Origin of the sequence: Fibrobacter sp. UWB1 (genome assembly GCF_002210325.1) — a bacterium.
Classification (GTDB): Bacteria; Fibrobacterota; Fibrobacteria; order Fibrobacterales; family Fibrobacteraceae; genus Fibrobacter.
Genome location: NZ_MWQL01000007.1, coordinates 37503 through 63507, shown reverse-complemented (window position 1 = coordinate 63507; position 26005 = coordinate 37503). Strand labels below are relative to the sequence as shown.

Here is a 26005-nt window from a genome sequence, read left to right as displayed (position 1 = left end):
TATATGGACATTATCGAAACTTTGAATGCGGCGGGCCAGCAAGAGCTGGTCGCCAAGCTTGAATCTTTGAATGACGATGCTCGCAAGAATTTGGAACGCGACATCGCCACCCAGGACTGGGAAGAACTCAAGGCTCTTTACACCGAAAAATCCAGTGCCTCGCTCGATGACAACGTATCGGGCGACTTGAAACCGATGCCGTTCAAGATTGCAACCGACGACTTGCGCTACGACTTCTGGAAAGAGACTGGCGAAATTCTTCTCGGCAAGGGTCAGGTGGCCGCATTCTTGGTTGCAGGCGGTCAAGGTTCCCGCCTCGGCTTCGATGGTCCGAAGGGTATGTTCGATATCGGACTCCCGAGCCACAAGAGCTTGTTCCAGCTGCAGGCAGAACGCTTGCAGAACTTGGCCGCCCAAGTAGGACATGCGATTCCGTGGTGCATCATGACAAGCCCGCTGAATCACGAAGCGACTGTGAACTTCTTTACCGAGCACAATTTTTTCGGTTACGCCCGCGAAAACATCCGTTTCTTTGAACAAGGTACGATTTGCGCGCTCGACCCGAACGGAAAAGCCGTCGTCGACGAGAACAACCGTTTGGCCCTGGTGCCCGATGGCAATGGCGGGTGCTTTAGGGCACTCGCTCAGAGCGGCACTCTCGCCTGGTTGATTGAAAAAGGCGTTCGCTACGTATTCCTTTACAGCGTCGACAACGCGCTTTGCCGCATTTGCGACCCGGCATTTATCGGGGCACTTGCAAGCGAAGGCCGCAGCATGTCGGCATCCAAGGTGGTGCACAAGGCGGGGCCCAACGAAAAAGTGGGCATCTTCGCCTTGCAGAACGGCAAGCCCGGCGTTGTGGAATACAGCGACCTGCCCGAGAACTACCGCGACATGACTAACGCCGACGGAAGCCTGACCTTTGACGGCGGAAATATCGCCATTCACTTGTTCAAAACCGAAGGCTTGCGTAAGTTGCAGACGAGCAAACTCCCGTGGCATACGGCCCGCAAGACCGTTTGCGGTATCGAAAAATGCTGGAAGTTCGAACAGTTCCTGTTCGATGCATTCCCGCAGCTGGGCACGATGATGCCGTTTGGCGTGGTGCGCGAAGAAGAATTCAGCCCAGTGAAGAACGCCGAAGGAAACGACAGTCCGAAGACTGCACGCGAAATGATTGGCAGACTCCACCGCGAATGGCTCCGCAAGGCTCATGTCGAAGTCAAGCCGAACAAGCTCTACGAAGTGTCGCCCACGCTCAGCTACGCTGGCGAAGGACTCAGCCGCCGCGTGTTCGAACGCGAACTCGGAAGAAACATTCTAGAATTTGACGAAGAATAGTAGGAAGTAGGAAGGAGCAATGAAGGAAATCAAATTCGTTCTGTACAAAGCGACTTTCCATTTCCTGCTCCGCCTGCCAAACGCATTCTACGCAGTACTATTCACGCTCGCTTTTCCGATTTACAAGGCGTTGCATACCAAGCGCGCTTACGGCCGCACGGTAATGCACCTCGAAAACGCGAAGGCCTATTTGAAAACAAACGTAAGCGCTCGCGACATGTTCAGAGGCATTTTCTGGAATGCACTCGATTCTTACCGCGGACTCGCCCGCTTTAAAAGTGTCGAAAATCGAATCGTTTACGAAAACGAAGAAATCATCCGTGAAGCGGTAAAGCATGGTCCAGTTGCCGGCATCAGCATTCACCAGGGTGCATTCGAGCTTTTGCACCGCGCCCTTTGCCGCTACAGCGAGCACGTGCACCTGATTACCGATTCCGTGGGTAACGACGCATTCCGCGAAGTACTCAAAGAACTCCGCAGCGACCCGCACCTGACCGAATACCACCCCGAAGAAACCGGCAAGCTGATCCGCGACCTGTTCAAGACCAAGGGGATTCTTGCGATGGTATTCGACCAAGGAAAGAATACCAAAGGCAACGAAGTCCAGCTTTTCGGGAAAGCGAGCACGCTCTACTTACGTCTCCCGCAAAAAGTGAACCAGATGGGAGCATCCGTCGTCACGTTCCGCACGTGGACCAACACAAAGCGACAAATCGTCATCCGTTTTGAAAGCGTCTATCCGCCCAAATACGACCCCGAAAAGTTCGTCAAAGACATTGCAAAGGAAACGGAGACGTGGATATCAGAACACCCTGAACAGTGGAGCTGGAACTACCACGGAAACTTTAGGGTCTAGCCCCCCAACAGCGAATCCTTGATACGCTGGAAGGTCGATTCCTGTTCTCCACTACGCACCACAACCACGATTTTGGACGTGGCATAGTGATCCGTAAAGTTAATGATATGGCTGCGTTCTTCGGTCACCGACAAGGCGGCAAGTCCGAGGTCAGCAGCCCCGGCACGAACAGAATCTATAATATCATCAAAATCCATATCGATGATTTCGAGATTGCGCCCCAGGTAATTGGCCACATAGCGGGCGATTTCAATATCGATACCCACGATTCCGCGTTTTTTGCAACGGAATTCAAACGGCGGGAATTCGGCATTGGTCGCTACCCTGAGAACAGGGCCAACAGCGGAATCTTGAGAGACATGGTATTTGGTCTGCCCCCCGATATAACTGTCGAAAATGGAATCGTAAACGCCCATGGCCCGCATCTGGATCAAGGCGATATTCACGGAATCCAACAGGCCTATATTTTCTTTTGCAACAATGCCTGCATACGATTCTTCTTTGAAGGTTTCGTTCAAGATTCGCAGCGAGGGATTTTTGCGTACAAACACCTTGGCGGGAGCATCGTCTGTGAGCACGGCGTCGATTTTGCCTTCGAGCAGGGCATTTACTGCCTGAGCGAGCGTTTCAAACTTTTCTGCATGGAGTCGGGTCGAATCTGTACCATAATCGGCAGCGTATATTTCGCCGGTCGTGCCGACAAGAACTCCTACTTTTTTGTTCGCCAAGTCGTCAATAGAAAACACCCTGTTTTCGGGAATTTCAGTTTTACTGCAACCCACAAGCAACAAAAACAGGAGAAAAGTAGCTATTTTCCAGAAGCGGCTCATTTTTACAAAAATCTCAACTTTTTATTACAATATAAGAAAATAGAGTCCAAATTCAATGGAAAAAATTGTAATAGTTGACTATTAGAAGGCAAAAACGGATTCAAAAACAGCATTTTCGGCAAAAAAATCTATTTTTACCGCAAAAAGAGAGAATCATGGCGCTAAACGAAGAAGAAGAATTCCAGCTGCAGTGGATCAACAACCACCACATGGAAGACAAGGACGAGCAGGCGCGGAAAGAAGCCGAAGAGCAAGCCGCCGCACGCCCCGCGCGGTCCCCGCGCGGGCGCAAGATGCGCCGTAACCCGGCCGCCTGGGAACTCCCCGTGCCCGAAGACGAAATCGACCTCCACGGCATGACCTCCGACGAGGCGGCAGAAGCCGTGGAACGGCGCATCGATGACCTGATGATAGCAGGCCTCAAGATTCTCAGGGTCATCCACGGCGGCGGAAACCCCAGCTACGGCAACGTGAAGCGAATCATCGACCGCAAGGTGCGTTCCGAATGGAGCAACCGCATCCAGCTGTACAAAGTCGAGCCCGACAACGCCGGTTCAAGCATCATGATCCTCGGAAAACCGCGCCCCGCCCAGGCAAAAGCCCCTAGAAAGCCCGCCAAGAAATAAAAATCCGATTTTTTTCACTTTTTTGCGCCTTTCCCCTTTAAATTCTTCAAGTTTTTTTCTATTATTGGACCACCGAACCGGAATATAGCTCAGCCTGGTAGAGCGCTTGCTTCGGGAGCAAGAGGTCGTGAGTTCGAATCTCGCTATTCCGATAAAAACGAAAAGGACACCATTTGGGTGTCCTTTCGTTTTTTTATTGCAACTAGCGCGAGATGAGAACTCACGAAGTGAGTTCGACTAACTTGCCCCATGAGCAAAGCGAATATCGGGCAAGTTAGAGATTTTGGCGCAAGCCAAAACCCGCAGGGCAAAAGTTGAAACGAAGTGAAACTTTTGTCTAATCTCGCGTTCACTGATGAATGCTTAGACAAAAATGAAACGAAGTGAAGGCTTTATCTAATCTCGCTTCAACAGGCGTCAATCTCGCTATTCCGCTTCCGACTTCGCCGAAAGTGTCTTCAACAATTCCTTTTTGGTCGCACCTAACGCAAAGAACATCTTGATCATCAGTTCCAAAGAAACGCTTGAATCGGCATGTTCCACTTTGGCGTAACGAGACTGGCTCGTTTTCGCGATAATTGCGGCAGAGACTTGAGTTTCACCGAGAGCCTTTCGCTTGGCAACCAACGCCTTAGCCAAAGCGACCTTCATTTCAACAATCGCCATTTCAGCGGGACTCAACCCCAAAAAATCGTCGACATCCCCGACTTTCCACCCCTTTTTCTGCAATCTTTCTTTTTTCAACTTATCCATAAACTAATCCTCTGCATCATAAGTTTTCAATCGTTGACGACACAAGTCCAGAATTTCATCAGGCGTCTTGTTCGTTTTCTTTTCAGTCCATAGAATCACGACTATAGCGTCCGCATCAATCCGATAAAATAATCTCCATATCTTATTTTCATCTCGAATGCGAAGCTCATGACAATGTGCTCCAATCGACGGCATCGGGCGACTCTGAGGAAGCGACAGATTCATTCCCGATTGCAGCAATCGTAACAAATATCCGGTTTCTATCCTCGCTTTTTGAGATAACGGTGGGGTCTGCGGTTGTTCATGCTACCAGACCAATGGTTTATGACTCGGACTCATAAAATATATATCAGATTTGACATAATATCAAGGGTTAAGGTGAATTTTTATACCCCCTATTACTATACACGCCATTTTCAGGCGATTGAATACCATTTTTTCGAAAAATTTATTTCTTTTTACAAAAAGAAAAAAAATGCAACGAAATCCATATAATCGGTCGCGAATTGCAGAAAGTATAAATTTGATTATTTATATTTGCCCCAAAATGAATGTTTGGTGGGATTTTTATAACTGGAGGTCTTCTGTGAAGATTTTTAACGTATTGCGCAAGCGCATAACAGCATCAGCTCAGCCATGTCAGTCTGCAAGCAGCCTGCCGCGGCATTCGCTTCGCATGTTATTGGCTCTGTCCATTCTCCTGGCCCTGCTCGCAGCATGTGGCGATGAATCCTCTTCTTCTGTTTCGCCGGAACCGGGCGACGATTCTTCGTCTTCTGTCATCCCCGCCTCGAGCGGGGATCTCCAATCCTCGTCTTCTCAAAAGAGTTCCGGCAAGGATAAGTCTTCTTCCTCGATTGAAGAGAAATCCTCTAGTTCTGTAAGCGGCAAGAATAGTAGCTCTTCTGCGGTTGAGTCGAGTAGTAGCGCGCGGAATTCTAGCAGCAGTTCTGCTATTCTGTTTAAACAATGTGAAGAAGGTGAACAAAAAATAGTTGTTTCTAAAATAGACACAGGATTTGTGAGTTGTAAAGATGGCAAGTGGGTTGTTGATTCTATTGTGGATGTAGTAAAACCCAGGGTCTATCCGAATATGGATAGCGTGTTTAATCCGGCTGTGACTTATGGTTCGTTTAAGGATCCCCGTGATGGAAAGGTTTATAAGACTGTTCAGTACTATATGAAACTTCAAAGTGGCAACACGACTTTTATTGATTCTTTTACGGTGATGGCCCAGAATCTAAATTACGCTGATACGACAATAGATAGTACAACGAATGTCTTTGATGATTCGAAGGTGGAAAAACGTTGCTATCAAGATGACCCTTGGTATTGCGACAATTATTTCGGAGCGCTTTACACTTGGAGCGAAGCGTTGGGACTTCCTAAAGTGTGTGACAGCGTCGGTGTTGCAGATGACTCAAGATGTAACATAAAGCTTGGTTACGATGCCAAAGTGCAGGGGGTATGCCCAGAAGGATGGCATGTAATGAACGAAACTGAGTGGAAACATTATGCGTTCCCACGAGATTTGAATGCGAGTTTTGCGATGTTGTCGCGAGCCATATGGAAAGAAGGAAAAAACACGAATTCCACTGGAATGTCTGTGTTGCCTTATGGGGATGGATCGGCTATGGCTAGTGACAGAAATGTTGCCATATTGTGGTTGCCTCAGGAAGAACAGGCAAAAGAAGATGTTGGTGCAATGTATGTTAGTCTCTCTGATTCATATTTTAGTATAGCACCAAGTTATAAGATTAGTGCTTTCCCAGTCCGTTGCGTAATGGATGAAGGCGACACGTTCGTTAAGTAAAAATTTTAACAAAAAATAAAAATTAAATGGGCGTTCCTTAAGGAATGCTATTGGGAGTTATTATGTCCAAGAAAAGCGCGCTAAACGAGTGTCGCAGAATCAAACTTGTTTGATTCTATGACCGAGTGACGCCGCGGACGCTGAAGGCGTCAACAACATTAAGAACAATAAGAAAAATTCCACCCGTAAAAATTACAAAATCGAAGCGCTCGAGCTGCGCTTGATGATGGATGCCTAAAGAAAGCGACGGCGAATGACTGGCCGCTAAGCGGACAGTAAAGGCCGAAGGCCGTAATGTGTCCGCGTGCGGAGCAGGCTGAGCCGGAGCGCTTTTTTTCGGACATGAAAAGCTGATGCCGATTTCCATCGGCATGACGCGGGCGGGGAAAGGAGGTGCCGCATCAAGTGCGGCAAGACAACCGGAGATGAATGCCCTAAGGCGGAAGAAAATGTGTCGTTGAGCGAACATTAGAGGCCGAAGGCCGAATCCATGTGAGTGAGACGAGCACTTTTCTGGAGCCGTGGGCATTTTGAAGCCGAGGCGTTGCGCGGCGACTGAGCGCCCGTTGGAAACGTGAAAACATCTTTTTACATGGAATTCAGTCTCAATTTTGCCTAAAAAAGCGTGTATATATAAAGATAGGGACAACTCTCTATTCGCTTTTCGGGGGCTGTTCCCCGGTTTAGGAAAAATAGAATGAAACGTGATGAATTCGCGCAGTTTCTTGGTGAACTCAGAAAAACGAATGAAAACGGGCAAGACATTGACGCATTTGTCAAACAATACGAACACAGGAACGTGTATTTCTACAACGACGGATAGTTCTTTGACGCGTTCGCGAAGTCGCCAAATTACCGCCATACGGTGCAGCTGAAAAATCAGGAACAGGAGGTTTACTTTGACCGCCAGACAGTGACGTTGGTTGAAGTGGCGAAGTTTCTCAAGAACGCGAAGGACTATGTCGGCGACAACTGCCGCTTGGCTCAGTGGCTCCGCGCCATCGACACGTTGAATCGCGAAGCCGATTTCAGTGAATTTGCAAATGATCCCGTGTTCAAGGTCTTGCAAAACGAGGTGAAATTATGTAATTTCAGTTCGAGGTATCTTATGACTGTAGACATGAGCGATTTCGACCGGGCTGTAGCCGAGTATTCGACGAAAATGGATATTGCGAAAAAAATGCTTGAAAATAAAGAGCCTCTTCAAAAGATTGTTTCTTATACGGGACTTCCGGAAGCTAAAATTCGCAACTTGAAGTAAATCTTTAAACAAACGTGGCGGTCGAAAGGCCGCCGATTCCATATATGGCGTGCGGAGTAGGCTGAGCCGTGGCTAGAGTTAGGGGGATGCCTCCCCCTCCTAAAAATAATCGCAATTTTGCAATCAATTGATTGCACGCATTAGACGTTTCTTGTTTTATCTTTGGGCAAGAATTAAGGAAATTGCGAAAAATGACAAGACCACCCACTTTACAACATTTACACCACAGACACTTTACAAACGCAACTAATTGTTGTATATTTAGAGGTATGAGTACCGTGGTAACAAACATACGAATCGACAAAGAGCTCAAGGCTCAGGCAACCGAACTATTCAACGACTTGGGCTTGACGCTTTCCCAAGCGTTTACGGTTTTCCTGAAGCAAGCCATTCTGCACCACGGCCTGCCTTTTGCCGTTACAAGACCTCCGTCCAAAGAACTCCTCGAAGCCATCAAGGAAGGCGAAGAACTCGCCCACGATCCTAATGCAAAAACTTATGCTTCGTTCGATGAACTACTTGAGGAGCTGGACATAAAAAAATGACAAAATCGAAGAAAACATTCTTATTCTAGAACTTGTAGACACCGGCTCTCACGCCGATTTATTCGGGAAATAATTACCGCACGCACCGTACAGAAAAGCCGAAGTTCTTGGGTTTGGACATGTAGCCAAACGCCATGGACTTGCTGGTGAGGTACCACACGCGGGCAGAGCCGGGAGCAACGCCTTCGGAGGAATCGTCAGCGCTCCAGAAGAAGGCGAACTTGGCGGTGTTGCCGTAGGTTTCGTCGTCGAAACGGTTGCCGGCAGGCATCGCCGAGAACTTGAGAGTGTCGTTGCCGTTGGTGTCGCCCGACCAGCCGTAATCGGCCTTGATCAAGTAACCCGCGTTAAAGTCGGCGCCCGCCGCAGTCCAGAGACTTTCAAAGTCGGCATGCGTGGGCAAGCGGAATCCGGCGGGGCATGCCTTTTTAGCCGCATCCCAAGTGTAGAGTCTGCCGAAAACCATGCACTGGTCGTCATCGTCTTTGTAGCAGAAACTGCCCTCGGTTTTGTAATTCAGGTTGTCGCCCAGCCATTCGAGGCCGGCAATTTTCACCGTGCGGTACGTCTGCTTGTCGCGCGGGTCCTTGAACTCGTTTTTCTTTTTGGATTTAGGTGCCGCCGAGGCATAGGCTACAAGCAAACTTACAAATAAGGCAAGCCAAAACTTCATGGCCCAAAAATAACTAATTTTCTATTTTCTGAAAAAAAACGGAGTCTTATGTCCTTTTCTAAAACACTCGCCATTTTCGTGTGCGCCACAGCGTTCTGCTTTGCCGCCAACGATTCGACCGCAAAAACCCAGGCTCCCGCAATTTTGCAAGAAGAAATGCTGATTTTCAAGACTCTACTACAAACTCCGCTTTTCAAGGACAACTTTATACAGTCGTGTGCCGCGCAGTCCGTAGAATGGCTCGGTGCAAGCCAGGCCGACAAGACCTGCAATTGCGCCTTTGACCGCCTTGTTAAAGACGGCAAATTCATCAACCAGATTATGAGTTCGATCAACGGCGACAACATCGATTTCGAGAAATGGGGATTTGAATTTATCGAGCCCTGCATTCCCCAAAGCTTTCCCGCCGAAACGGACAACGCCTTCGTAAAAGAATGCCTGAAGGCCGGCGACGTGGACAAGGCCACCTGCGAATGCGTGCTGAAATCGATCAAAAAGGATTACAGCGTGCGCGACCTGATGAAGACCGCCTTCAAGGACCAGAAAAAGCTGGAAATCGATATTATACTTAAATCGGCGCAGTGCCTTTCGAAATAATTTGAAAATACCTATATAAAAAACTAACGGCATCCCCCCCAAGGGATGCCGTAGTTGGTGTTTGGGATGTTTGGTTTCGTACCTATAAGATAGATTCGTACGGGGGCAAAAGGTATAGTTGCAAGACACAAAGCGTTGTTGTGTTTTACAACACCCCAGGCCCCGTTTCAGTCTCAAAATGAGTCAAAAAGGCGTAATTTTTTGAAAAAATGGCATTTTTTTATTAAACAGCCCGCGATGGAATTGTTGTAAAAGACCCATTTTTAGACAAAAAAAGCCCCAAAACGGCCCAATTTTCTTTTTTCAGGGCGTTGGCACGGGTTTTGCATCTAGAAAGCGGTAAAAATAAAAAAGAGGCAACTATGTCCGATTTCAATAACGATGCAGAAAAAGTTTTGGCGAAGGCGCAGAGCCTGCGCGACCGTTGCTCGCATTCCTACTTGGGTGCGGCGCATTTGGCTGTGGGGCTTGTCGAAGGCCCGGATGCCACCTTGAAGAAACTCTACAAGTCGAAGGGCGCGAAGACGAATGAGCTCCGCGGCAAGCTGGAGCCGTTTGTGCAGAAGATTCCGCGCATGGAGGGCGTGAACCCCGACGTGGAACCCGACAACGACTTGAACCGTATTTTGCGTGCCTCCGTGCAGGCGGCGCGTCAGGTGAACCGTATGGTGACCCCGGGCGATATGCTCGTGGCCCTCATGAAGTTCTCGGGCGACCGTGGACTCGCGAAGGTTTTTGAAGACGCGCTGGGTAGCGTTGAAGTCGTGGAAACTTGGCTGTCGGACCCGTTTGCGGGTGCCGCCAATGCCGAGGAACAGTCCCCGCTGAAACTCTACGGCCGTGAGCTCGTGGAAATGGCTGCCGACGGAAAGCTTTCGCCGGTGATTGGCCGTGAAGAGGAAATCCGCCGCGTCATCTTGATTCTGAGCCGTAAGACGAAAAACAACCCCTGTCTGGTGGGTGAACCGGGCGTGGGTAAGACTGCCATTGTGGAAGGCCTTGCCGAGCGTATTTACCGCGGCGACGTGCCTGACGCTTTGAAGGGCAAGAAGTTGTTCGCACTGGATTTGTCTGCCTTGATGGCGGGTGCAAAATACCGTGGCGATTTTGAAGAACGTCTGAAAGCCGTGCTGGACGCGCTCGAAGAAGACGGCAACACGCTTTTGTTCATCGACGAAATCCACACCATCGTGGGTGCAGGCAAGACGGAAGGCTCCATGGACTTGGGCAATATGCTCAAGCCGAAGCTCGCCCGTGGTGAACTGCACTGCATTGGTGCCACCACTACGCAGGAATACCGCAAGTACATCGAGAAGGATTCCGCATTGGAACGCCGTTTCCAGCCCGTGCAGGTTGATGAGCCTAGCGAAGAAGAATCTATCTCCATTCTCCGTGGCATCAAGGATGGCTTTGATGCGCACCATGGCGTGCGTCTGCACGACAACGCGCTCGTGGCAGCCGTGAAACTTTCGAACCGCTACATCAGCGACCGTTTCTTGCCGGACAAGGCCATCGACCTGATTGACGAGGCGGCAAGCCTTGTGAAAACGCAGATGGACACCGTGCCGGAAGCCTTGGACACCTTGCAGCGTAAGGAACTCCAGATGAAAATCGAGGAGCAGGCCTTGGCGAAGGAAACCGACGACACCAGCGTGAAGCGCCTGAAAGAGTTGCGCGAAGAACTCGCGACGACAGATGCTGCAGTCAAGCTGATGCAGGACCGTTGGCAGGAGAGGCGCGCGAAAAACGCCGAATTGCAGGGCCTTAAAAAGTCTTTGCAGCAGGCGAAGGACGAGATGGAGCAGGCCGAAGCCCGCTACGACTTGAACCGCGCTGCCGAACTCAAGTACAACAAGATTGTGAACCTCGAAAAGGAAATCGCCGCGAAGACGGAAGAAATCAAGAAGTCCGCCGGCGACGGCGACTTGAGCGAAGAGGTGACGGAAGAGACCATCGCCCTTGTGGTGAGCCGCTGGACCGGAATTCCGGTGACCAAGCTTTGCGAAGGCGAAAAGGCCAAGTTGTTGCACTTGGACGAACGCCTGCATGCCCGCGTGATTGGCCAGGACGAGGCCGTGGAAGCGGTTTCTGAAGCAATACTGCGTAACCGTAGTGGTTTAAGCCGCGAGAATGCGCCGATTGGCAGCTTCTTGTTCCTGGGCCCGACGGGTGTGGGCAAGACGGAACTGGCGAAGGCGCTTGCCGTGGAACTGTTTGACGACGAGAACGCGCTGGTGCGTATCGACATGAGCGAATACATGGAAAAGCACAGCGTGAGCCGTTTGATCGGTGCGCCTCCGGGATACGTGGGCTACGAAGAAGGCGGCCAGCTGACCGAAGCCGTGCGTACACATCCGTACTGCGTGATTCTGCTCGACGAAATCGAGAAGGCTCACCCCGATGTGTTCAACACGCTGTTGCAGGTGCTTGACGACGGTCGTCTGACCGATGGCAAGGGCCGTACCGTGAACTTCAAGAACACCTTGATTCTCATGACGTCGAACCTGGGTGCTGCTCACTTCCAGAACCGCGCGGGTGATGCAAAGCCCGTGACCTTGAAGGAAATCGAGCCGGAACTCCGCAGCTTCTTCAGGCCGGAATTCCTGAACAGGCTAGACGAAGTGCTGGTATTCCAGAGCTTGACGAAGCCGCAGATTCGTGACATCGTAAGGCTCAAATTCAAGGGACTCGCCGAACGCGCCGCCCGTCAGGATTTGCAACTGACCCTGACCGACAAGGCGCTCGATGCCATTGCCGACGGTGCCTACCAGCCGGAATTCGGCGCGCGGCCGATCCAGCGTTACCTGGAAAGGAACGTGGAACGCCCGCTGAGCCACGCAATTCTCGCCGGTACCGTGAGTGCGGCAAAGCCTGTGGTCATCGACTACGACGGGAATGCGTTCACGGTGAAGTAATTTCTCCAATCATCCCTCCTCCTAACAAAAAGACCCGCCCCAGTGATCAACTGGAGCGGGTTCTTTTTTTTGCTTTTTAGATGGCTCTATTTATTTCAACGAAACAAACTTGCCACTCACCTTCCCGTTCTGGGAAAGCGTTACGAGGTAACGACCCGAAGGTACGTTGTCGGAATTCCAAGCGACAGAATGCGTTCCTGCTTCGAGATTGCCCGCAGAAATACTCTTCACCATAATGCCGTTAGCAGACATGACGCTGATTTTAACGATTCCTGCCGACTTTGTCTCGAACACAATACCATTTCTGCTGAAGCCCTTCAATTCTGCAGCAAGTGGGCTAACCACACTTTCCTGCACCATATCGTCACCGTAATGACGTTTAGCAAAAGCATCGCCTTCATTTTCAGAGGGGTCGTCATCAGTGGGTTCCTGATCATCTTCGGCAACAACCGGTTCCTGGCCCACACCTTCAACAGGTTCCTGTTCTTCTTCCTCTTCATCTTCTTCGGGAACCACTTCCGGAACAATCGGATCGTAATCCACTCTGACAACACTGGTTCTCTGGTGAACAATTGCGATATCAGCATAGAATCGACCATACATCAGTTTGTTAGAGGCCTGTCCGAATACAACATATGATTTAGGAGCATACAATGTTCCAGCCCAATTAATGCCGAGTGTATACAGACGCTCGCTCTGCATATAGGTAATCAGCTTGAATCCACGAGCAACCAAAGGCAGATCCTCGTTAATAATTTCGGTTCGCCAATTCAGAAAATCCATAGCAACAACCTGAGTCGCTTCGCCTGGTTTTGTAAACTCAACAGCTGATTTTCTATCCAAAATCAGTTCCTTGGCAATAAACGTTCCCGGATTGAGAACCAGTTTACCACCTGCTTCTACTTTAAGCGTCTTATACTTGTCGCTCTCCTTCCATTCAAACACTTCGCCATCCTTGACAACATGTTCAAGTTTCGGTTCCTCGTCAAGTGTCCATGTATCAAATTCATCTGAATAGGGGAAGGCTACGGTATTGAGGGCATCCGATTTTCCACGAATAGTCACATCAATATCTTTTTTAATCGGATGCTTTAACGACGGAAGCGTGTACGGGGCAACAAACCCATCAACAACCGATTTAACACGAAGCCACATTCCTCCGCGAGTATAAATGTTACGAACCTTTGCCCATACGCCAAGTATAATTGTACTTTTTGAGTCCCGAGAAGAACTAACAATATCACAATAATCCCCATCAGTTTTAGTGGAATTATAGCAGACAACACCATCGTTAAGGGCTACTCTTTCTCTTCCGAAAATAGTAATACCATCCGGAAGATCATATGATTTTTGGACAATTTCTATTTTCTTGTCATCCGATTTTAGGTAAGGATCGGTTTCACCCGGATCAAGTTTGCCATTACCATTGAGATCTTCGGCGCCATCCTTTACGCCACCATTATCAGAATCCGGATCGCGATAAGTCGGTTCACCATCACCATCGGAATCATAGTATTCAAAGTTAGTACAACCTACTTCTACCTTTTCGCCAGTCTTTTCTCCATTTTCATCAACAAGATCCACCTTCAAATTGGTACATCTATCTACCATTGCATAAATTTCATTAAAATCAGAAATTCCATCTTCATCATGGTCCCACTTATCAGGATCGGTTTTGAAGCGTTTTACTTCATCGTACGCAATGACACCATCGTTGTCGGCATCATTATTTTCATTATTCAAAAGAGGGTCTCTATTAAGCACAAAGCTGGGTTTTTCCATAACATAATAAGCTTTATATCGATAAGAATTTGCACTCGCCCAATAATGAGATCCATTATTATCGGTGTTGATAAAATGGAATACTGGATCCCCCTTTCTTACAACGCAAGTGCTTTTATCATCAGAATAGCAGAAATCATCGCCAGACGTAGCATATCCGTCGATAATCATGATATGTCCCGACCCGTTAGAATTAGTCGTGATAACCAAAATAGGTCTCTTGGCTTCAAGACGCTTTCTAAATGTCGTGACATTAATTTCATTTTCGGCATCCGATTTCATGACGTCTTTATATACTGAATGTTTCGGCATAACGCCACTTTTCAAATAATTCAATTTTACATCATTCATCTTAAATATTTCAGAATACAAAACAGGTATTACCTCATCACCCGCTCCGCCCAATACTCCCAACGGGAAATACATCAAAGGAGCAAATTCACCATTTTTCTTTGTGAAAGGATAATAATTTTTAAGAGACTCTTTCATACCAAGAATCTTGATTTCATCTTGGGTAAGATTTCCATTATAATGTTTGTTTAGAACATTAAACGCAACCGCCCAACAACGCCATTCCTCTTCTTCATTTATTGGGTCTGTGAGTTTATGAATTTCATTCCATCTGTTAGCGGCCGCTTTATTGCCCCAATTTGTTGCCAGCATTCGGGTATCCTTTCTTGCACCAAAAATCGGAGCATTGAGATAGACCATATTTTGTAATATAGAATCCTCATCTCTTTTAAAAATACAACGCAAAAGTGTTTTCTCATCTTCAAAAGTTATTTCATATACAGACATGCCGTATCGATCACTAACAGAAATCACATTCCAAAGATATTCACCACTAGGCAAATCAACTTCAGCATAATTAAGATTAGTTTGTTTCTGATAGATCAGAGACTTATCTTCAGGTGAATACACATTCAAAATATATGATTCCGCACCTTCAACATTTACCCAAGAAAAACGAGGTTTTTGATTTGCGTTTAAGAAAACGACAATCCCATCGGGCATATTATAATCACGAGCAATGGGCAAACTATTATCACCGCTTTCGATTTCATTAGCGCGAAAAATTTTCCAACCTATATTATCAATATAACGGAAAAACGCTCCAACATAGTAAGATTCATACATGCCGTTTACATCCGGAACAATCGTCGGCAACGGCTCAGAATCACCCATAGTACCCTGCTTGCCCCAAGCCACATAATCAACAGTTTTTGAACCGAGAGCAAGTTTGATTTCTCCCACATTGCCAAAAGTAAGGTTCTGAACAACCGTGCTAAAATCATCTGCAGGACATTCGAGTGTAACGTCCTGGCAAACACGAAGTTTTTCGCCATGCTTCAAGGTGAAATCACCAATAGAGGCGCTATGGCTTTCTGAATTCTTAAGGACGAATCGAGACAGATTCACAGATTCTTTGCCATAGTTTTCAATTTCAACCCATGCCGAACGGGTGTCGGAATTTTCAGGCTGAATAGCCTTGAAACGCAGTTTTGCAGCAGCCATCGAAGACGGAAGTTCGCCCGTCAGCCATGCACCATTTTGCATCACAACGATATTAGGAGCGGCTTTGAAATTGCCTTTTCCCGGGTAACTATAGTCAGAATCCTTATAGAAGTCCTCACCATCGGAATAGACCATACCCAGGCTGATTCCGCTTTCGTTGGGATAAAAACCGGAAGCGACCGCGTCTACATTTATGTTAACGACGATATAATCGCTCAAGGTGTCCAGCGTGTATGTCGCATTGGGCATATAGTAGGGATAGACATTAAGCGTTCTAGAGTCATCCCTTTCAATCAGGTACTTCGCCTGAATATTATTCAGCGTTTCTGCAGTATTATTTTTTAAGCGCAGGCGCAGCGTAAGTTGTGTATTATTATTAGATTGTTCATCGAAGGCTTCAACGGTAAGGCCGCTTTGAGCCCAAATGCATGAACATACCAAAAAAACAGAGCTAAAAACTCGTTTCATTTGTTCTCCTGATTTATGTTATACTGTAAATTTGAACTAAATTATTTAGGACAAATTTAAAAACGTACCAAATATATTAATTTGGTACGAAATTTGAAAGGATTAAATTAAAGAAAAATAGCTTATATAAGTTTTTTGTAATAAACTTCTTGGAGTTTACGCAAAGAAACGAATAACTTCGTCATGAATCAGTCCGTTCGAGGCCATACTCGTGTAGCCTTCGTAAATCGGTGCGACCGGCTTGCCGCTTGCATCGAACAGGTCCGTCTTTCCGTCGATGGTGCTGAACTTGCCGCCCACCTCCTTGAACAGGAGCGGATATGGGGCGATATCCCAAAGGGATACCACAGGGTCAATCATCAATTCGGCACGGCCGGCGGCCACCAAGTAGTAGCCGTAACAGTCACCCCAGCCGCGGTGCAGCTTGGCTGCGCGACGCACGGCCGCGTACTTTTCGCCGTAACCTGCGGTTTCCATGGTATTCACCGTGCCCGAAAGCACCAGCGATTCAGACAATGTCGCCACCTTGGAGCAATTCACCGGCTTGCCGTCTAAGAAGGCTCCGCCCTCTTTGACCGCCCAGACCGCCGTGTTCATCGCAGGAATGCGAATGAGGCTTGCAAGCGGCGTGCCCTTGCGATACAGCGCAATCAATGTTCCGAACAACGGCACGCCGTGAATAAACGCCTTGGTGCCGTCGATGGGGTCAATGACCCACTGGTATTCGGCATCGGGATTTTCGATACCGAATTCTTCGCCAATCACGCCGAAGCCCGGAGTTTCCTTTTCCCAGAACTTGCGGGCGATTTCTTCGGTGCTCTTGTCGGCGATGGTAACAGGCGTATTGTCCTTTTTCCATTCCACGCCGACACTTGCCTGAAAATACTTCATGATATTTTCTTGGGCAAGCTCGGCCGCCTTGAGCGCAATCTTCAAAAGCTCTTGATTTTCAGCAGTCGCTGCCATAACACCTCCGGCGATTAGTTTTCTGCCTTCCACTTCTTGACAAGGCTGACTAGAAGTTCGTTTTCTTCACGCTTGCCAAGAGTCACGCGGATGTGTTCCGGAAGACCGAAGCTCGTAAGCCCGCGAACAATCATGCCGTTCTTTTCGAGGAACAGCACGAGGTCCTTCGCCTTGGGGCCAATGTGCACGCAAATAAAGTTACCCTGAGTCGGCAACACCTTGAAACCAAGTGATTCAAATTCCGGTGTCAGATACTTGATTCCTTCGGCATTGAGTTCAAGCGTTCGCTTGACGTGATCCTTATCGCCGAGAGCGGCAATGGCAGCCACTTGAGCGGCCTGGTTCACATCGAAGGGCGGCTTGATTTTCCACAAGGCGCGGATTACATCTACGTTACCGAAGGCATAACCAATGCGCAGCCCAGCAAGGCCGTAAATCTTGCTGAAGGTGCGGTTGATGAACAAGTTCTTGTACTTGTCCAGCATGTCAATCAGTACAGGATAATCGCTTGCCGTTGCAAATTCAGAATAAGCCTGATCAAGGAACACAAGCACATTGCTCGGAACCTTATCCAAGAAGTCAAGCAATTCCTGCTTGTTGTAGTAAACGCCAGTCGGATTGTTCGGGCTGCAAATGAAGATCACGCGAGTCTTGTTGTTGATTGCCTTCAAGAGTTCCGAAAGGGGTGTCTTCTGGTCGCCCACACCGACACCGACAAAGTCGGCGCCGTTCGAAAGCGTCGTAAACTTGTAGACCGAGAACGTGGGCGTAATGCCGATGCAATTGTCGCCCTGACGGATAAAGGCCTTACCCACCATATCAATGATTTCATCGGAGCCGTTACCGATCACGATCTGGTTGGTGTTCACGCCGTAAAAATCAGCGATGGCGTTGATCAGCTTGGGGGCATCGCCGCGCGGATACAAGTGCAAGGAGTTCGCGATTTCGTGGTAAGCTTCGACCGCCTTCGGGGAAGCACCGAGCGGGTTCTCGTTCGAAGCGAGTTTAACAACTTCGGTCAGCCCGTACTTCGCACGGATTTCTTCTATGGATTTGCCAGGAACGTAATCAGAAAGTTTCAAAAGCTCTGGACGCGGATCAATCATGATATCCTCTTTTTTTGCGCCTAAAATTTAGCTAAATTGGAGCACATGAAAATTTCCCATTTCATTATTTTTGTGTTAATAGGCCTTTGCATTCAAAACGCCTTCGCCTTGGACCGCATTTGGAACATGCGTTACACTCTCGGCCCCGACGCAAGACCCTCCCCCAAATTTGCCGCAGGCCTTGGACTGCGTTCTGACTTTGGAAGCAATGTACTCTTCCCCGTGAACATTCTAGGGGCGCTCAACAAAGAATGGGAATTAGGCGCCAAGGTGGACATGTACACCTACAACCAGATGGACAACATGGAAGCCTCCATCGACATCGGCGGAAGATACCGCATGGGTGCCGGCCGATTTGTCGAATTGGACGGCTATTTTGGGCTCAACCGCAACAATGGTAGCGCCATGGTGCTGACCTACGGCAAAGAAGTTTATATTGCAAGTAGTTTTTCGAATACCTATGAAGCCCGCGCCGGCTTTTTTGACGGCGTTACCGGAGATGACGGCTATGTCAAATTCGCTTTCGGCACCATTCCGACGTTGCACTTTGGCAGAAGCTTTCTTTGCATGATCGAAATTACCTCAAGCGGAAGCGTCGGACATTTCCGCGATGACTTTATGGTCGACATTATTCCGAAAATGGAACTGGCCTTCGGTAGCACACGCGTGCGCCTGGAATTCGACATCGGCGTTCTGCAGGATGACAACAACGACCAAAAGAGCATCGGGCTTTACGTACAGACCGCATTATAGTGCTTACGACACAGTTAATAGTTACTAGAGTTTTTTTAAAACAATCTAGCAGCCAGCAACTTAGAACTCAGAACCCACTCTCTAGCATTGTATTCACAAGCATTGTATCGGAACGAAAGATAATATCGATCGTTCCGCGTTCTGCTGTATTCAAATACGGAATCTTAAGCGAATCAAGCCTTTGAATCACCTGCTTGCTCGGGTGGCGAAAACGGTTCTTGCGGCCGCTCGAAATCAGCGCCAGTTCCGGATTGACCCGATTCAGGAATTTTCGACTGCTCGACGTCTTTGAGCCGTGATGGCCGAGTTTAAGCACGTCGCTTTTCAGATAGACATCCGTTTTCATAATTTCTTTTTCGCCTTGCACGGTTAGGTCGCCGGTCAAGATAGCCGAACGCCCGAGGCCCTTTACCCGAAACGAAATGCTTTGCGTGTTGGCATCTACGCAGTGCTTGGTATCGGGGTGAATCACCTTGATTTCAAAGAATTTTTCTTTGTACAGTACTCCGCGAGAAATGTCGCGGATGAGAATGCCGCGCCGGTAGGCTTCGGAAATTACCTGCTGCCAGTTTTCTTTTTCGTCGATTCTTGCGCAATCTGTTAGCCAGAGTTCCTTGACCGGAAACATTTTGATGATCGAAGCTGCACCGCCAAAATGGTCCTGATCTGGGTGTGTGATGACCAAGGCGTCTAGCTTGGAAACCCCGATATGGTGCAGATACGGCACGATGATGTCTTTCCCGGAATCTTGCCGTTTGATATCGCCGGCATCGACAAGAATATGGGAGCCCGAAGGCGTCGTAAGCAAGAGGCTATCGCCCTGTCCGATATCGATAGCCGTCAATTTCCAGCTCGGCTTGACAATGGCGTAATAGCCTTTGTAGGCAAAGGTTATTGCAAAAAGAATCATGCAGCAAAGAGAAAAACGCCGGGCAATCCTGTTTTTACCCGCAACGGGCATCAAGACAATCAACACTCCGCACAAAAGCAATATGGAAGGGTCGAACGGCCCGACAGTCACCGACGCCTGCGAAGAATCCGACAGCAAGCGAGTCAAAAGCGACGCTAGTCGCAAAAAGAACCGCGCCGCATAGCAAAAATGCTCCCGCAAAAAATCAAACGGCGAAAGTAGCGCAAAAAGCCCCGCCTGCATGCCCATGGAAATCGCAGGCACCACCACAATATTTCCAAGCCACGCAAATGGCGAAAGAGTCTTGAAATGGTGTATCAGGAACGGAGCCGTCGATAGCGTGGCGCATAAAGTCACATAAGTCGGCTCCACCACAAGCGCTTGCAGGCGCGCCCACCATTTAGTCTTCTGGAGTTCTTCGGGCAGCTTTTTAAGCGGGTTCCAGGTGCCCCCCATCAAGATTCCCATAGTCGCCGCCACCGAAAGCTGAAAGCCCGGATTCCAAATAACAGAGGGCTCTGGAATCATAATGAAAAGGAGGGCGACTCCGAGACTATTCAGGGTATTCGCAGTCCTTTGGAACAATGCGCCGACCTGCGGCACGGCGAACATGAGCACCGCCCGCCTTAGGGGGGGCGACCCGCCTGTCACTGGAATGTACAGGAACAACAAGACAATCGCCGCAATTCGCACCACTCGATGCGGAAGTCCCGTCGCCTTCAAAAAAATCATGAGCATTCCGGCCAAGAGCACCACATGGAACCCGCTAATGGCCAAAACATGCACGAGCCCCGAGCGCTGGAAATCGCTGCGCAAGGCATCGGGAATACCGCTCCGGTCGCCCGCCAAGAGCCCAAGCAAAAGCCCTGTTTCTGACGGATCCAAGTAATCGCTAAACCTCGAGCCAATCCATTTGCGGAACTGATAAAAGCTGCGCTCCGGCACCCAGTTCTTGCCATAAACAGTCCAATGGACAAACTTGCCATAAGCCAAGAGCCCCTGCGACCTGAGCCAGCCTCGAGTATCGAAGGCGCCCGGCACCGTAGGCGGCAAAACCGGATAGTACGACGCCTCGTAACAAAGCGAATCCCCAGGCATGGGGTACTCGGGCAACGAGCGTTTTTCAGTCAATCGAACGCGATAAGGCGATAGCGGCTCCCCCGCGACCGTTTGCTTTGTTTGAATGACGATTGCCATGCCGCTCTTTTTGGATTGCGTCGTCTCAACTAGCCCGCAAGCCTCTGTATAAGCTCCTAACGCAGGCAAATCATTTTCGTCTTGGCGCACTTCATGACAAACAAAGGCCACCACGATGCTGACTAGAACAACCCATTGCAGCGACTTTTTAAAGACATGCGTCACAAGGCATAAAACGGGCCACAAAAAACAAGCGTACAGCGGTTCATCGAGGCCTGCAAAAACAATCGTCATCACGACGGCGCTCAACAAGGCCGGTTTTCCCATGAGCGGAGTCAGCAGGTTGTATAAATCAGTCAGAATTTTATATTTTTTTCTAGATTTCATAATTATAAAGCCCTTCAGAAGAGTCCCTCTTCTATACACGCTTTTTTTGAGGCACTGGAACGTTTTTTTATGAAAAATTTTTGTAAAAAATTTTGTGTATTGTACTTTTTAGGCCTGGTGCTGTTCCTGGCTGGCTGCGGTGATGAACCTGATAAGGAATTTATCCTTTACCCGGACAGCGGACTTGCTTTCGGGCTGTTCCCCAATGACTACGCCAAAAACGATTCTTCGGCTGCAAACCTGGCTCACGGCATTACGCTGATCGTCCACCCCAATGCCACTTACCAGTTGTCGTTCGATGTCGACCCTAATTTTGAAGCCCCGAAGCTCCAGCTTTTCAGAATTTTCATGAGCGATAATGGTGAAGATTTGCACGCCCAACCGGTCCGCACCCTGGATCCCGTTGTCAAAAACGGCCGTTATATATACTCCTTCGTTTGCGAAGAACGCGAAAACGCCTTATGGGCAACAAGCCTGATTCAAAACAATACTTACTACGAAGGCCGCGTTTCCAACATCCGGTTCACGGGCGAAGGTGCCTACTCCGACCATTTTTCGATTAACCTGATTCTGGTCGGCAATATCGAAGACGAACTCGAAGAATTTACCGCCAAGGAACTGGCCACAAACCTTTTGGCGGAATACCGCAAGCTCTATACTTCTGTAACGATTGACACGCTCTATATCAACCGAGCCGCCGAGCACCCGACTCTCGGGAAGACGTACCCGGCAAACGAACCCTGGATTGCGGGCCGATCTTCGGACAACATCATGGTTTCGGAACTGGGCGGCTGGCCCGGGCTCGAAAACGCATTGGATATAACCCTAGTGCACTTTATTGACCAAGAAGGGATTCTGGGATATTCGAACCTGTTTAGCGCGAACCTCGGCAAGGGACTCGGAAGTACAGTCGTTCTGGGTACGCACATCAAGACTCCGGCTGGCGAAGAAGCGCTTGACATGCAGGGAATCATTGAAACGGCTCTACACGAAACCGGACATTTCTTTGGGCTCCGCCACACGACCGCGACCAGGGCCGATATCGAAACCATCTTTGACGACTACGATTTTGGCGATTATTCGAACCTTGAAGACGGGCTCGAAGACACGCCCTCTTGCAATTCACTTGTGGCGACAAGCCTTACCAAAGTTCAAAGGACCGACTTCCGCATCAACCGCTTGATGCCGCGTATTCGCATTTTTGCCAACAGTTCGTTCAAGATCGAGGACTGCCCGGATGCAGGCAATTACATGTTCCCGCTCACGGTAGAAAACAAAACTCTCTCGTTTAGCAAACAACAGCTGGCCATTATCCGCCAGAACCTGATGATTTTCCCACACTAAGTTTATGAAGTCTTCTCAATTTTCTGAAAACGCACAACTTTTGGCATTCGTCTTGCAGCCCGGTGAGCAGTGGCTGCCCGAAGTGATTGACGCATTGGAACGCACTTGGGGCAAAATCCGCCACAAGGGCAAGCTTTTCGCATTCGACCAGACGCCCTATTACACCCCCGAAATGGGCGAAGGCCTTTACCGCGGCGTGGTTTCTTTCGAAAAGGAAATTCCGCCCGAAACGATTGCTGCCGAAAAAGAACGCAGCAATGCGCTGGAACTCACGATGGCGCAGGCGAGCGATCCTGATGCGCGCCGCGTGAACATCGACATCGGCTACATGGACTTGGATAAGGTGGTGCTCCCCAGTTACAAGCGCGGCCCCTTCAAGCTTTATGCCGGCAAAGGCGTGTGGCTTGACATGCTGTTGACTTACGCAAAGGGGCAATTCCACCCGACGGCGTGGGCATTCGAAGACTTCAAGCGGAATCCGTACCAGCACGACTTGCAGCTCATTCGGGAGAAATTTAAGAAGAGTAGGCAGTAGGAAGTAGGCGGTAGGAAGTAGGAAGTGGAATGTGGAGTGTGAAATGTGGAGTGTGAAATGTGAAATGAACTGTAGCGAACTAGGAATACAATGAAGAATATCGTTTACATCGTCCTTTTGATTATTGTACTCCTTATTGGTGTCCGCTGGTTTATGCAGCAGTCGGCGGCCAAGGAGGCTTTCGACAAGCACGAAGCGTTAATCGCCGAGACAAACGAGTGCCTTGAAATGGCCGAATGGAACTGCGCCGAGAAAAACGTGCGCACGCTCCTCAAAGAATCGCCCGATGACCAAAACTTACAACTTCATTTGGCGGGAATCCTTTTCGAGCAGGAACGCTACGAAGACTGCATCGCCTACGTGCAGTCACGTAAGTTCAAGCATGGTGACCTCGACTTCTTAAAAGAAAAGTCCGAGTCGCTGATGCGCGAGATGGCTGAATTGCAGCTGGAGCGTTCGATGCACTTTCGCGTGGAATTCGAAGGCCGCCCCGCCAGAAGCGACATCGCCGAAGCGCTCGCCGTGCTGGAAGTCGCCTACGATTCGCTCTGCCACCTGTTCGACTTTCACCCCGAAAACAAGATGCACCTGGTGCTTTACGAGTCCTCGCAATACCAAGGGGTAGGCCCGCGCCCCGAATGGGTCGGCGCCGTTTTTGACGGCAAGCTCCGCATTCCTGTAAACGTGATGGCCTACCGCGAAATTTACCGCCCGATGTTCTTCCACGAACTCACGCACGCCTTCATCCGCGCCATGACACGCCACCACATTCCGCTTTGGGTTAACGAAGGAATTGCCCAAGTGATTGACGCCTCGCGCACGGGAATGCAACGGCCCGAAGGTGGCGCCCCCAGCATCGAAGCTCTCACGACACCATTCGTGAACGAGAACAACACCGGCACAGCCGTTAAGCTCTACTGGTATTCGCAGGCCATGGTGGAACGCCTTTTGGCCCGCAACGCAAGCCTCGTGCACTTCAGAGAATTCATCCAGAGCATGCGCACTTTGGGCGACGAGCCTGCCTTGCAAAAGTTCTATGGCGTGACAACGCAGCAACTGCTCGACGAAGTAAGGTAGCGGAGGTTTCTATGGCGAAGAAAAAACACATCGTGATTCTTGCGACGGGCGGCACGATAGCCGGCGTCGGTGAGCCCGGCAAAAATACGGGCTACGTGTCCGGGCAGATTTCTGCCGAAGACTTGGTGGCGTCTGTGCCGGAGCTTTCGGAGTACGCCGAAATCACGACTGAGCAGATTTGCAACGTGAATTCCGACGACATGACGGACAAGCTGTGGATTGCGCTTTCGAACCGCATCGCCGACTTGCAAGCGGACGATTCGGTGGACGGCATCGTGGTCACTCACGGCACCGACACTATGGACGAAACGGCCTACTTCGTAAGCCTTACGGTCAAGTGCGAAAAGGCGGTGATTTTTACAGGCTCCATGAAGCCCGCTACCGCCAAAGACCCTGACGGCCCCGCAAACTTGTTCGGCGCCGTGCGTGCGGCAGCCGGCTTCGCGGTCGACGACGACCCACCGGCGAATTTGGTGTGGGTGTATTTTGCGGGCGAACTTTTCGACGCCCGGAGCGTTCAAAAGTGTAGCGCCTCGGCGATTAACGCGATGGGCGTAAGCGCTCCCGGCGAAGGCTCTAACTGGAACGCCTTAAAGGAACAGAACTTCTTCGACGTTTCCAAGCTTGAAAGCCTGCCGCGAGTAAACGTAGTCTACTTTACCGTAGATGCAAACCCGAAAATTCTGGAATACGCGGCCTGCGTTTCCGACGGCCTCGTGATTGCGGGCGCCGGCGCTGGCGAATTCAGCATCGCCTGGGCCCGCGCCCTCGAAAACATCGACATTCCGGTCGTCATCGCAAGCCGCACTCACCACGGGCTCGTGACTCTCAACGAATCCCTTGCGCCAGGCCGCATTTGCGCCGGACGACTGCCGCCTCAAAAGGCCGCAGTCCTCCTCAAGCTCGTGCTCACACAAACTAGCCGCACCGACGACATCAAGCGAGTATTCGCGCTTTAACCAACCCGTTCCAGCGAACAGTAAGAACCGTAAACAAAAAACCTGCCCTTGTTCAGGACAGGTTCTTTGAAATTTTCTTTTTTGAAAATTACTTGGCTTCAGCAGCGGCAGCCGGAGCAGCGGCAGCATCAGCAGCGTCGTCAGCCTTCTTACCGCTCTTCGCAGAAATGGTGAAGATCACGGTGCGCGGCTTGCAAGCGAGTTCGATACCGTCTTCGAGCTTCAGGTCCTTGGCGTAGAACGTCGTCGGAGCCGGGAATTCGGAGATGTCCATTTCGAGCACGGCCGGAATCTTGGTCGGCACAGCGGCGAGCTGGATGTAGCGGTTCTGCTGAGCAAAAGTACCACCTTGAGTCTTAACACCAATCGGAAGGCCGTTCAGCTTAACGGGAACGCGAACCTTGACCTTGGTGGTGTCATCAATCTTCAAGAAGTCGATGTGTTCGATTTCCTGGGTCAGCGGATTCTTCTGGTAGTTGTAAATTACGGCAGCGTTGCCGGCCTTGCCATCAATTTCCAAATCGAGAAGCGTGTAACGCTTACCCGGGGCGAGGACCTTGCGAACATCGATTGCGCTAACGCTGATATTCACGGACTCCTGACCCTTACCATAATAGACAGCCGGGATCTGGCCAGCCTTGCGAAGGCGGGCGTTGTCGCGGCTCTTGCCTAGCACTCTCGAGGTTGCTGCGAGCTTTGTGAGTTCCATAATTTTACTCCAATTAGTAAATGGTTAAAAAATTCATTGGGGTAGCTGGATTCGAACCAACGAATAACGGAATCAAAATCCGTTGTCTTACCACTTGACGATACCCCAATGGTGGCGCAAATATAGCAAATTTACGCCAATTTCAAA

General features: G+C 49.5%; 22 protein-coding genes, 2 tRNA genes and 1 pseudogene. 14 read left to right on the top strand and 11 right to left on the bottom strand.

Annotated features, from left to right (window positions below; translation table 11 throughout):
* Positions 1–3 precede the first annotated feature (3 nt).
* Together B7988_RS07195 and B7988_RS07190 are read left to right on the top strand one after the other, a co-directional pair.
* Positions 4–1341, top strand: a complete 1338-nt coding sequence (locus tag B7988_RS07195; RefSeq protein WP_088657387.1) for a UDPGP type 1 family protein — start codon at positions 4–6, stop codon at positions 1339–1341.
* A 19-nt stretch (positions 1342–1360) separates the two neighbouring features.
* Positions 1361–2197 (top strand): lauroyl acyltransferase, encoded by an 837-nt coding sequence (locus B7988_RS07190; protein ID WP_088657386.1) that lies wholly within the window; start codon positions 1361–1363, stop codon positions 2195–2197.
* Here B7988_RS07190 and B7988_RS07185 read toward each other — a convergent pair.
* On the bottom strand, positions 2194–2943 hold the full coding sequence (locus B7988_RS07185; RefSeq protein ID WP_212668297.1) for a transporter substrate-binding domain-containing protein: 750 nt from the start codon (positions 2941–2943) through the stop codon (positions 2194–2196). The two genes, B7988_RS07190 and B7988_RS07185, sit on opposite strands and share 4 nt — an antisense overlap.
* A gap of 239 nt (positions 2944–3182) precedes the next feature.
* Between B7988_RS07185 and B7988_RS07180 the strand changes: the two genes are divergently transcribed.
* On the top strand, positions 3183–3653 hold the full coding sequence (locus B7988_RS07180; protein ID WP_088657385.1) for a Smr/MutS family protein: 471 nt from the start codon (positions 3183–3185) through the stop codon (positions 3651–3653).
* Positions 3654–3731: 78 nt separating this feature from the next.
* Positions 3732–3805: transfer RNA gene (locus tag B7988_RS07175), tRNA-Pro, on the top strand.
* 274 nt (positions 3806–4079) lie between these two features.
* Here the strand turns inward: B7988_RS07175 and B7988_RS07170 are convergent.
* Both B7988_RS07170 and B7988_RS15455 read right to left on the bottom strand, forming a co-directional pair.
* Positions 4080–4406 (bottom strand): helix-turn-helix transcriptional regulator, encoded by a 327-nt coding sequence (locus B7988_RS07170; RefSeq protein WP_088657384.1) that lies wholly within the window; start codon positions 4404–4406, stop codon positions 4080–4082.
* A 3-nt stretch (positions 4407–4409) separates the two neighbouring features.
* Positions 4410–4676, bottom strand: a pseudogene (locus tag B7988_RS15455) (type II toxin-antitoxin system RelE/ParE family toxin); the annotation flags it as partial.
* A 154-nt stretch (positions 4677–4830) separates the two neighbouring features.
* Between B7988_RS15455 and B7988_RS07160 the strand changes: the two are divergent.
* The gene (locus B7988_RS07160) at positions 4831–6219 is read left to right on the top strand and encodes an FISUMP domain-containing protein (RefSeq protein WP_141225594.1); all 1389 of its coding nucleotides are present in this window, start codon (positions 4831–4833) and stop codon (positions 6217–6219) included.
* 115 nt (positions 6220–6334) lie between these two features.
* On the opposite strand, the gene B7988_RS07155 is transcribed toward B7988_RS07160, so the two are convergent.
* Positions 6335–7081: a hypothetical protein gene (locus B7988_RS07155; RefSeq protein ID WP_088657382.1), complete on the bottom strand. Its 747-nt coding sequence runs from the start codon at positions 7079–7081 to the stop codon at positions 6335–6337.
* Between the two features lie 3 nt (positions 7082–7084).
* On the opposite strand from B7988_RS07155, the gene B7988_RS07150 reads away from it, so the two are divergent.
* Both B7988_RS07150 and B7988_RS07145 read left to right on the top strand, forming a co-directional pair.
* Positions 7085–7480, top strand: coding sequence for a hypothetical protein (locus tag B7988_RS07150; protein WP_088657381.1), 396 nt, complete (start codon positions 7085–7087; stop codon positions 7478–7480).
* Between the two features lie 269 nt (positions 7481–7749).
* Positions 7750–8025 (top strand): type II toxin-antitoxin system RelB/DinJ family antitoxin, encoded by a 276-nt coding sequence (locus tag B7988_RS07145; RefSeq protein ID WP_072977381.1) that lies wholly within the window; start codon positions 7750–7752, stop codon positions 8023–8025.
* A 73-nt stretch (positions 8026–8098) separates the two neighbouring features.
* Here the strand turns inward: B7988_RS07145 and B7988_RS07140 are convergent, their stop codons facing one another.
* Positions 8099–8698 carry a fibrobacter succinogenes major paralogous domain-containing protein gene (locus B7988_RS07140; RefSeq protein WP_088657380.1) on the bottom strand — a complete coding sequence of 200 codons (600 nt, stop codon included), beginning with the start codon at positions 8696–8698 and terminating at the stop codon, positions 8099–8101.
* Positions 8699–8746: 48 nt separating this feature from the next.
* Here B7988_RS07140 and B7988_RS07135 point away from each other — a divergent pair, with 48 nt between their 5' ends.
* Together B7988_RS07135 and B7988_RS07130 are read left to right on the top strand one after the other, a co-directional pair.
* Positions 8747–9295 (top strand): hypothetical protein, encoded by a 549-nt coding sequence (locus tag B7988_RS07135; RefSeq protein WP_088657379.1) that lies wholly within the window; start codon positions 8747–8749, stop codon positions 9293–9295.
* Between the two features lie 362 nt (positions 9296–9657).
* Positions 9658–12210, top strand: coding sequence for an AAA family ATPase (locus B7988_RS07130; RefSeq protein WP_073317926.1), 2553 nt, complete (start codon positions 9658–9660; stop codon positions 12208–12210).
* Positions 12211–12300: 90 nt separating this feature from the next.
* Here the strand turns inward: B7988_RS07130 and B7988_RS07125 are convergent, their stop codons facing one another.
* The 3 genes from B7988_RS07125 to hisC all read right to left on the bottom strand — a co-directional run bounded on the left by B7988_RS07125 (position 12301) and on the right by hisC (position 18047).
* Positions 12301–15975 (bottom strand): FlgD immunoglobulin-like domain containing protein, encoded by a 3675-nt coding sequence (locus B7988_RS07125; protein WP_088657378.1) that lies wholly within the window; start codon positions 15973–15975, stop codon positions 12301–12303.
* A 156-nt stretch (positions 15976–16131) separates the two neighbouring features.
* A complete protein-coding gene (locus B7988_RS07120) occupies positions 16132–16941 on the bottom strand; it encodes an inositol monophosphatase family protein (RefSeq protein WP_088657377.1) in 810 nt (269 codons plus the stop codon).
* Positions 16942–16955: 14 nt separating this feature from the next.
* On the bottom strand, positions 16956–18047 hold the full coding sequence (hisC, locus tag B7988_RS07115; protein WP_088657376.1) for a histidinol-phosphate transaminase: 1092 nt from the start codon (positions 18045–18047) through the stop codon (positions 16956–16958).
* Between the two features lie 45 nt (positions 18048–18092).
* On the opposite strand from hisC, the gene B7988_RS07110 reads away from it, so the two are divergent.
* The gene (locus tag B7988_RS07110; RefSeq protein ID WP_088657375.1) at positions 18093–18800 is read left to right on the top strand and encodes a hypothetical protein; all 708 of its coding nucleotides are present in this window, start codon (positions 18093–18095) and stop codon (positions 18798–18800) included.
* A gap of 67 nt (positions 18801–18867) precedes the next feature.
* On the opposite strand, the gene B7988_RS07105 is transcribed toward B7988_RS07110, so the two are convergent.
* Positions 18868–21234: a DNA internalization-related competence protein ComEC/Rec2 gene (locus B7988_RS07105; protein WP_088657374.1), complete on the bottom strand. Its 2367-nt coding sequence runs from the start codon at positions 21232–21234 to the stop codon at positions 18868–18870.
* Between the two features lie 99 nt (positions 21235–21333).
* Here B7988_RS07105 and B7988_RS07100 point away from each other — a divergent pair, with 99 nt between their 5' ends.
* The 4 genes from B7988_RS07100 to B7988_RS07085 all read left to right on the top strand — a co-directional run bounded on the left by B7988_RS07100 (position 21334) and on the right by B7988_RS07085 (position 25149).
* Entirely contained in the window at positions 21334–22578 is a 1245-nt protein-coding gene (locus B7988_RS07100; RefSeq protein ID WP_088657373.1) for a hypothetical protein, read from the top strand.
* Positions 22579–22582: 4 nt separating this feature from the next.
* A complete protein-coding gene (locus tag B7988_RS07095) occupies positions 22583–23113 on the top strand; it encodes a DUF4416 family protein (RefSeq protein WP_088657372.1) in 531 nt (176 codons plus the stop codon).
* 90 nt (positions 23114–23203) lie between these two features.
* Positions 23204–24190 carry a hypothetical protein gene (locus B7988_RS07090; protein WP_073317951.1) on the top strand — a complete coding sequence of 329 codons (987 nt, stop codon included), beginning with the start codon at positions 23204–23206 and terminating at the stop codon, positions 24188–24190.
* Positions 24191–24201: 11 nt separating this feature from the next.
* Positions 24202–25149, top strand: coding sequence for an asparaginase (locus B7988_RS07085; protein WP_088657371.1), 948 nt, complete (start codon positions 24202–24204; stop codon positions 25147–25149).
* 88 nt (positions 25150–25237) lie between these two features.
* Here B7988_RS07085 and B7988_RS07080 read toward each other — a convergent pair whose 3' ends face one another.
* Together B7988_RS07080 and B7988_RS07075 are read right to left on the bottom strand one after the other, a co-directional pair.
* Positions 25238–25858 carry a 50S ribosomal protein L25 gene (locus tag B7988_RS07080; RefSeq protein ID WP_073317958.1) on the bottom strand — a complete coding sequence of 207 codons (621 nt, stop codon included), beginning with the start codon at positions 25856–25858 and terminating at the stop codon, positions 25238–25240.
* Between the two features lie 36 nt (positions 25859–25894).
* Positions 25895–25966 (bottom strand) — tRNA-Gln (locus tag B7988_RS07075).
* Positions 25967–26005 lie beyond the last annotated feature (39 nt).

Excerpts from the sequence above, each read along its gene's own strand:
- B7988_RS07130 (WP_073317926.1), top strand. The coding sequence starts at position 9,658 with ATGTCCGATTTCAATAACGATGCAGAAAAAGTTTTGGCGAAGGCGCAG.
- B7988_RS07170 (WP_088657384.1), bottom strand. The coding sequence starts at position 4,406 with ATGGATAAGTTGAAAAAAGAAAGATTGCAGAAAAAGGGGTGGAAAGTC.
- B7988_RS07080 (WP_073317958.1), bottom strand. The coding sequence starts at position 25,858 with ATGGAACTCACAAAGCTCGCAGCAACCTCGAGAGTGCTAGGCAAGAGC.
- B7988_RS07140 (WP_088657380.1), bottom strand. The coding sequence starts at position 8,698 with ATGAAGTTTTGGCTTGCCTTATTTGTAAGTTTGCTTGTAGCCTATGCC.
- B7988_RS07180 (WP_088657385.1), top strand. The coding sequence starts at position 3,183 with ATGGCGCTAAACGAAGAAGAAGAATTCCAGCTGCAGTGGATCAACAAC.
- B7988_RS07125 (WP_088657378.1), bottom strand. The coding sequence starts at position 15,975 with ATGAAACGAGTTTTTAGCTCTGTTTTTTTGGTATGTTCATGCATTTGG.
- B7988_RS07110 (WP_088657375.1), top strand. The coding sequence starts at position 18,093 with ATGAAAATTTCCCATTTCATTATTTTTGTGTTAATAGGCCTTTGCATT.
- B7988_RS07095 (WP_088657372.1), top strand. The coding sequence starts at position 22,583 with ATGAAGTCTTCTCAATTTTCTGAAAACGCACAACTTTTGGCATTCGTC.
- B7988_RS07145 (WP_072977381.1), top strand. The coding sequence starts at position 7,750 with ATGAGTACCGTGGTAACAAACATACGAATCGACAAAGAGCTCAAGGCT.
- B7988_RS07105 (WP_088657374.1), bottom strand. The coding sequence starts at position 21,234 with ATGAAATCTAGAAAAAAATATAAAATTCTGACTGATTTATACAACCTG.
- B7988_RS07135 (WP_088657379.1), top strand. The coding sequence starts at position 8,747 with ATGTCCTTTTCTAAAACACTCGCCATTTTCGTGTGCGCCACAGCGTTC.
- B7988_RS07085 (WP_088657371.1), top strand. The coding sequence starts at position 24,202 with ATGGCGAAGAAAAAACACATCGTGATTCTTGCGACGGGCGGCACGATA.
- B7988_RS07120 (WP_088657377.1), bottom strand. The coding sequence starts at position 16,941 with ATGGCAGCGACTGCTGAAAATCAAGAGCTTTTGAAGATTGCGCTCAAG.
- B7988_RS07195 (WP_088657387.1), top strand. The coding sequence starts at position 4 with ATGGACATTATCGAAACTTTGAATGCGGCGGGCCAGCAAGAGCTGGTC.
- B7988_RS07155 (WP_088657382.1), bottom strand. The coding sequence starts at position 7,081 with ATGGCGGTAATTTGGCGACTTCGCGAACGCGTCAAAGAACTATCCGTC.
- hisC (WP_088657376.1), bottom strand. The coding sequence starts at position 18,047 with ATGATTGATCCGCGTCCAGAGCTTTTGAAACTTTCTGATTACGTTCCT.
- B7988_RS07090 (WP_073317951.1), top strand. The coding sequence starts at position 23,204 with ATGAAGAATATCGTTTACATCGTCCTTTTGATTATTGTACTCCTTATT.
- B7988_RS07190 (WP_088657386.1), top strand. The coding sequence starts at position 1,361 with ATGAAGGAAATCAAATTCGTTCTGTACAAAGCGACTTTCCATTTCCTG.